At 73.1% G+C, this 7,666-nt stretch carries 2 protein-coding genes and 1 pseudogene; 2 read left to right on the forward strand and 1 reads right to left on the reverse strand.

Annotated features, from left to right (window positions below):
* The first annotated feature begins 13 nt into the window (after nucleotides 1-13).
* Both ACZ4VL_RS26075 and ACZ4VL_RS26080 read left to right on the forward strand, forming a co-directional pair.
* A complete protein-coding gene (locus ACZ4VL_RS26075; protein WP_468204425.1) occupies nucleotides 14-5,794 on the forward strand; it encodes a hypothetical protein in 5,781 nt (1,926 codons plus the stop codon).
* Between the two features lie 128 nt (nucleotides 5,795-5,922).
* Nucleotides 5,923-7,233, forward strand: a complete 1,311-nt coding sequence (locus ACZ4VL_RS26080) for a hypothetical protein (RefSeq protein ID WP_468204427.1) — start codon at nucleotides 5,923-5,925, stop codon at nucleotides 7,231-7,233.
* Nucleotides 7,234-7,264: 31 nt separating this feature from the next.
* Here the strand turns inward: ACZ4VL_RS26080 and ACZ4VL_RS26085 are convergent.
* A pseudogene (locus ACZ4VL_RS26085) lies at nucleotides 7,265-7,597 on the reverse strand (alpha/beta hydrolase); the annotation flags it as partial.
* Nucleotides 7,598-7,666 lie beyond the last annotated feature (69 nt).

A 7,666-nucleotide genomic window follows, 5' to 3' on the forward strand; every position in this document is an offset into this window, starting at 1 on the left:
ACAAGATCCGTCCATGCACACCACGGGGGACGGGCTCCGCGCCTGGCTGACCGGACTGGACGACCGCGCACTTCGGGAACTGCTCACGGTCCCCGGCATGTTGACGCACATACCGGGGATCGCCGCGAAGGGGCCGGCGCCGCGCCTGCGGCGCCGCGAGGTCCTGGCGGCCCGTACGTGGCTGAGCCGCACCAGCGCGGGCAGCCTCGCGACGATCGCGCACTACGCGGCGGGCTGGACGATGTTCCGCTTGGAGCGGTGTTACGGACACCGTCCGGTGGAGCAGTCGTCGGCGCCCGCCGCGGAGCAGCTGAGGCAGATGCTCCGAGAAGTCCCTCCCGTGCTCGCCCAGATCACCCTGTACGGCCTCGCCCAGACCCCCGTCGCCGACGGCGGATCGGTCGGGGACCACTGGGACGACCTGTGGGCGGCCGCCTCGACCGCCGGGACGCCGTGCATGTGCGAACGGGGCGACGGACCGTGCAGTCCGGCCGACGAAGCCGAGGACGGATCCGACGCCGGCGAGGCATCCGTAGGGACGGGTGCCGTACGAGGAGAAGAGGACGACCCGTTGACCGTGGGGATCACCGAGGAGCAGTTGCTCGCGTCGCGGCATGCGCTGAGCGAGCGGTCGACGGCACTGGGCCGGGTGTTGGAGGAGGCCCTTGGGCTGGTCCGAGCGGGACGGGCCGTTCCGGACCAGCTCTCCGTGCACCTCTCCGGGCAGTTGGAGGAGTGGCGGCAGGCTCGGTCCCGGATCGCGGACGGGCTCGCCGTCGACGGCCGGGAGTGGTGCGGCGAAGCTGGATTCGCCGAGCTCGACGCGATCGTGCAGGAGCTACGGGACACCGCGGCACAGCGCACCGAGGAGCTGCGCAGGCTGGAAGCGGACCGCGAGGAACTCCGCGTCCTGCTGGACAGGACCGCGTCCGACGCGCCGCACCGCATACCGCTCCAGCAGTCACTGACCGTGCTGGAGGCGCGCATCAGCGAGCTCGTGGCGGCGGGGGCCCGTACCGCCCCGACGCCGGACGACGCCCTGCCCGAACCGGTCCGGTCCGTCGATGTCGGCGGGGAATCCGGGCCGACAGCGGAACCGGATCCGGGTCCCGCCGCAGGGCAGGACCACCTGCCTGACGTGGTCCCGGAACCGGCCGTCGAGGCCGCCCTCGCCGCGGTGTCGATCGCGCCCTCGGGCTCGGACTCGGACTCGGGCTCGGCCTCCGACTCGCGGCCGGAGCCGGAGCCGGAACCGGAGCCGGAACCGGAGCCCGAAGCGGTCTCGGGTTCAGGGCCGGTCACGGCCCGGTCCCTGGAGGACGAACCGGCCACGGCAGCCGCGCCCGTCCCGCCCGCGGCCCCGGAGCCGGCACGCACCGGCGCGGAAGCCTCCGGCACCACGACGGACACGGCAGACCCGGACCTCGATCCGGTTGCCGGAGCGAGGCCGTACTTCCTGCCCTGGAAACCGCCGACGGCACCCGGTACCGGCGAGGCGGCGGTGGCCCGGCTGATCGGTCAGGGCCGGTTCCAGGAGGCCTACTGGACGACGGTCGGCTCGGCGGAGCCCCCGCACCGCGCCGACTGCCTCGCCTTCGCCGAGGCCGCCTTCTCCTGCGGCGACGAGGGAGAGGCCGTGGCCGTCATGACCGGCTTCGACCCGGAGATCCAGCTGCTCCAGGCCGACCGGCCCGCCCTGGTGCTCGCCGCCGTGGCCTCGCTGCGGGCCGGTCTGCTGGCGGGATGGCCCAACGACCTCCTGATCCAGACGGACCTCTCCTCCACCGTGCCCGGGAACTGGGGCAAGCTCCTCGAGCGGGCCGTCGACGCCCTGCGCCGCTACCACCGGCTCGACCTCAGCGCGACCCGCCTGACCACCGACGACATGACGGGACTCACCGCGGACCAGCTCTCCTCCGAGGCTGCCGAGCTGCGGGACGCCTTGCGGCGCCAGCGCATCGGCTACACCCGTGCGACCCAGGTCAGGACCCGTCTGATCGGCTCGGACCAGCCCCTGGGGAAGGCCTTGGACGGAATCAGCGCCTGGGCGGCCGGTGCGGCCGAGGCCGCCGACCTCGACCAGGTCTGGGAGCTCTTCCGCAAGCGCGGCTCCGCGGAACGCATGATCGAGGAGGCGGACGCCGAGATCCGCACGCCGAAGCAGGCGAAGGAGCCCATCGAGGCCGCTGCCAAGCGGGCTCTGCTGCGCAGCATCGAGCAGGTGTCCGATCTGTTGTCCCGCGCCCGGGCGCTGGCCGCCCCCGCCGTCGACGAGCGCGCGGACAGCGCCACCGGCCTCCGCCACGCACTGGACCAGGTACGCCACGCAACGCCCCCGCCGGGCGTCGAAGGGGCCGCCCTGCTGCGGCTGCGCACGTGGCTGCTGGAGGGCGACCGGTCGTCCGGCACCGCCGTCCCGGCCCGTGACCCCGACGCCGTACGCACGGCGGACCAGCCCCGGACGGAGGCCCTGCTCGCCGCGCCGGAACTCCCCCGGTCGGCCGAAGGGGCGCCCCGGCCCGACGAAGAGGGCTTCCGCGAAGCGGTGCTCGCGCTCCTGGAGCCGGTCGACGCGCGCGCGGTGCTCCGCAAGTACCTCGAACGGGGTGACCTGCACCTCGCCGACGCCCTGGTCTCGGCGCTGGAACAGGACCTCGTCCCCGCCCTCCCCGCGGGCCTCGACGCCGTGCCGCGCGACTGGCGGCAGATGCGCGATCCCGAATGGGCGCGCTGGATCAGCGTCCACCGCAAGGCCCACGCCGCAGCGAGCGCCCTCCTCGCCGAACTGCGCACCCAGCAGCTCGACATGCAGACGGAGCGGGAACTCGTCGGCCGCCTCGAAGAGCTGCGCCGGCCCGCACCGGAGGGCGCGTTCGGCCGGGCCTGCGCCGGCATCGCCGTCCTGGAGGGCGAGATGCGGGCGAAGGTGCAGGAGTACGTGGCGCGCCTCCACGAGAGCCTGGCCGCGTTGAACCCCCTGCCCGAGGAACTGCGACGCCTCACCTCGCTGCTCGACGCACGGGACACGGTCACCGCCGAGGAGTGTCTGGCACTGCTGCGCGAGGGCAAACCCCTCCCCGACTGGAGCACCACGGACTCGGGGGCGGAGCTGGAGCGTTTCACCGACGGCATCGAGCTGTCCGTGGTGCGCAAGGCCGGGAACCAGGGGTACTCCGCCCGTCCCTGGGCCAACTCCTACCTGGACGGGGAGCCCCTCACCGAGGGCGCGCGAAGCGGGCTGGAGTCGTGGGACGCCCTGTGCCGCCCCGCCACCCGGGGCTCGGAGTGGCAGCGGCACATCCCGTCGGTCCTGCGCGTGCTGGGGCTGGAATGCCTGCAGACGCCCGTCCGGGACCAGCAGCGCGAGGTGCGCGGGGTACTGCGGCTCACCGCCCGGGCCCGGGCGAGCGAGACGGCTCCCGGTTACGTGGCGGCCCTGGGGTCGGCCGCGTCCTCGTACACGATCCTCGTGGTCTCCGACGAACAGCGCGGCCGCAGCCCGCTGGAACTGCTGGACAGCAGCGACTCCGGGGCCTGCCTGATCCTCTACCTGTATCCGCTGGGCCTGAACGGGCGCCGGGAGATGGCGGCCCGCGCGCGCACCGCCTCCTCCCAGCAGGCGCTGGTGGTGGACCCCGCCGTGTTCGGCTGGGTGGCGGCGCGCTCGCCGCGCTCCTTCCGGGCCACGCAACGGGTCACCCTGCCCTGGACGGCGTACAACCCGTACACGCCCTTCGTGGCCGGGCTCGTGCCGCCGGAGGTCTTCTACGGCCGGCAGGAGGAGATCGCCGCCGTCACGGACCCGCTCGGCGCGCTGTTCCTGTACGGCGGACGCCAGTTGGGCAAGTCCGCCCTCCTGCGCAAGGTACAGGCGTCCTTTCCGGGCGTCCCCGGCCGCAAGGCCATCTACGTCGACCTCAAGGCGCGTGGAGTGGGCGAGGCCGAGCCGGCCGAACGCATCTGGGCGGTACTGGAGGACGAGCTGAAGCGGGTGGGCGTCCTGGGCGGGTCGGCGGATTCCGCCCACACCCCGGACGTGATGCTCGCCAAGGTGGAGAAGTGGCTGGAGGAGAGTCACGACAGGCGGGTGCTGGTGCTCGCCGACGAGGCCGACGCCTTCCTGACCGCGGACTCCAAGGCCGTACGCGGGCGGGGCGGGGAGGCCACCTTCTCCAACGTGCTGCGGCTCAAGGGGTTGATGGACCGCACCGACCGTCGCTTCAAGATCGTGTTCGCGGGCCTGCACCAGGTCCAGCGCTTCAGCCACCTGTCCAACGTGCCCCTGACGCACGGCGGTCCGGATGTCCTGATCAGCACGTTGAAGCCGGCCGAGGCACAGCGCCTGGTCGTCGAGCCGATGGCGGCCTTCGGGTACCGCTTCGACCGGCCCGAGCTGGTCTGGCGGGTGCTCGCCGCGACGAACTACCAGGCCTGCCTGGTCCAGATCTTCTGCGAACGGCTCGTCGCGGCCCTGCGCGGGAAGTCGCTCGCCTCCGCGCAGTGGCCGATCACGGTCACCGACGACGACGTCCGGTCCGTGACCGGATCCGCACAGGTCCACCGCCACATCGCCGAGCGGCTGCGGATCACCATCAACCTCGAGGACCGCTACCGGGTCCTCGCGCTGGTGATCGCCCTGCGCAGCCAGGAGGACCGCTACCGCTACGGTTACGACGCCGACGAGCTCCTGAGGGCGGCCAAGGAGCGCTGGCGCGAGGGGTTCAGTTCGCTCACCGCGAGCGACGTGAGGATCTACCTGGACGAGATGGTGGGCCTGGGCCTGCTCATCCAGCTGGCCGACGCCCGTCTGTACGCCGTCCGCAGTCCGAACGTCGTCAGCATGCTGGGCACTCGCGAGGACCTCGAACTCGAACTGCGCCAGACCGAGTTCGACCTTCCCTACGACTACAACCCGCGCTTCTCCAGGCGCTTCGTCGGGCCGGACCGCGAGGGCATCGCCCGCTACAGTCCGCTCACGGAGCACCAGTTGCACCTGGTGACGGCGCCCGGCGTGGCCGCGGTGTGCCTGACCGAGGCTCATGGGCCGGCGCTCGTGAAGCGGGCGGTGAAGTCGTATTCCACCGCGCGCGGACTGGAATTCCGCGAGGCGCCCGCCGGTGCCCCGCCCCAGGCGCTGACGAAGGACACGGACGGCCGACCGTCCCTGATCCTGGCCGATGTCCGGGGTCTCGGGTCCGCCGAGGTCGCCGACTGGGCGACGGCCCTGCACGCCCATACCTCCCTGCCGGAGGGCGGAGTGCCCCATCGGACGGCCGTCCTGCTGGTGGACCCGGCCGCGCTCGGCCAGAAGGACGAACTCATCACCAGTGTGGTGCGTCCCGAACGGTGGACCGCGGACAGTCTCCGCGCGTGGCCGGAGTGTCCGTTCGACACCCCGGACAAGCGGCGGCGGGTCATCGAACTCACCGGTGGCTGGCCCCACCTGCTGGAGCGGACCGTGCACCGCATCGCCCGGGAGGGCTCCACTCTCGAAGCGGCCCTGGAGGACGCCCGGGACTTCATCAGGCAGCGCGACTTCGCCCGCGTGCACCTGGAGCGGGTCGGGCTCGACGCCCGTCTGACAGGAGTGCTGACCGAGTGGAGCCAGTACGTGGAGCCGGGCGAGGGATGCGCCTACGCCGACATCGCGTCGGTCACCGGGCTGCGGATCGAGGAAGTCGGCTCGCTCGTGGGCCGACTGCTCGACCACGGTGTGCTGGACGACGGGCCGGAGGGCTGCTCGCTGGACCGGATCACCTTCCGGGCGCTCCAGGTCCTGTCGGAACCGTCGTGACTCCCGTGTCGCACGCGCCCTCCGGGACCCCGGTGACCACGCTGCCCGGAGTGCGGTTGTGGATGCGCCGGCTGCTGGGAGACCTGCGGTCGGGAAGGAGCTGCCTCTGCCTTTTCCCACAGGCCCAGTTGACCGGTGCACCGGCCGATGTCGAGGCCCTGCTGGACGAGCTGCTCCACGAACTGGCGGACTTCGTCCTCGTTCCCCCACCCGGCGACGGTACGGCACCCGGACACCCCGTCCCGGCCCCACCGCCTCCCGTGACCTCGGACCCGTGGGGCGACATGGACCCGATCCTCGACTACGACGACGGGCTCTCCGCCTTCTCGGCCGTACGGACGAGGTACGCGGCGGTTCCGCAGGCCCGCGCGGCCTCGGCGCCGGACGTCCGCCGGGAGGAACCCGCCTTCCACTCCCTGGCTGACCGGATCGTCAAGGAACTCGGCGACCCGGCCTCCGCCGACGACCGGGGGCACACCGGGATCGAGGGACTCCTCGAACGCCTCACCACCACCGCTCCGGGCAGCCCCGACGCGACCCGGGTGATCGTGGTGCGCGGTTGGCAGGAACCCGCCCCGACCGCTGCCACAGACCTGCTGCGTCGGCTGTCCGCCACGGTCAAGGCGGCCGGCCTGCCCCCGGGACGGCGCCCGCGGCTGTTGGTGCTGGCCACGGCAACGGAGCTGCCCGTGGAACTGCCGGAGCAGATCGCACGCGAAGACGTCGGCGTGCACTGGTGGTGGGGTGCCCTCGGCCGCCTCGACACCGCCACCGTGGTCGCCATGGCCCGACCCCGCCCGACCGGTCCGGCCGCCCGGCACCAGCTCCTCGAAGCGGTGGCGCAGGCCACCGTGGTCGAAGTGTGCGGGCCCTTCCTCGATCTGGCAGCGCGGCTGGCGGTCGAGTGGGACGGACTACCGGACGGCCTTCCCGCGCAGTTGCACCGGCTCACGGCCGGACCGTCGCCCGACCGGATCCCCCTGCCCGGCCCGCGGACGACGGAGCCGACCGCAGCCCCGCTCCATCCGAACGCCTCCCTGCGTCCCGAATGGAACCGTGGCACGCTCGACACGTGGGACGGGCGGCTGCGCCGCCGCCCCGCGGGCGGGGCCGAACACGAGCACAGCGTGCGGACCCGTATCTGGCTGGCACAGAACCACGCGCTGTTGCCCCTGCTCGACGAGGCCCGTGAGCAGTTCACCGAGGTGATCGGGGTCCGGTCGCGCCTCCCCGGAACCGAACTGGCCGCTCGCTACGGCCGACGGGCCGAAATGGAACTCGGTGCGATGTGGCGCGCTCACCTGCAGGGCCACGTCCGGCTCAGCCAGCCGGAGGCCGACCGGCTGCGTACCCTCTGGGCGTCCCGCAACAAACTCGCCCACCGCACCGCGCTCGACAACACCGCCCTGGACTCCTTGGTGCACGTGCTGTGCTCCTGAGGTCGCGACGGGCGGGAGACACGGTCGAGGGTCATCGCCCGCGCGGGGTCGCTCCCTCGTGCGGGGACTTCACCGGCCCCGCGGAGCCCGACCTGGTCACGTCGTGGATGAGTTCGGCGACCTGTGTGGGCCGGTAGACGGCCACGGCGTGGGAGGCGTCGGGCAGCTCCAGGACCGTCGCGCCGGCGCGTCTCGCCGTGAAGTGCTGGATCGGCGGGGAAAGCTCCTGGTCGGCGCCGGTCACCAGGGCCCAGCAGGGCTTGGCGCGCCAGGCCGCCGCGGTGGGGGTGTCGCTGAGCACCCGCTCGGCGACGGGGCGCTGCAGTGCCGCGAGCAGCACGCTCGGAACACTGCCGCCGGCGCCACGAACGCGGGGGGGGGGGGGGGGGGGTGGGGGTTGGGGGGGGGGGGGGTGTCAGTTTTCAGGGGGTCG

It is taken from the genome of Streptomyces sp. NPDC029014 (assembly GCF_055564695.1).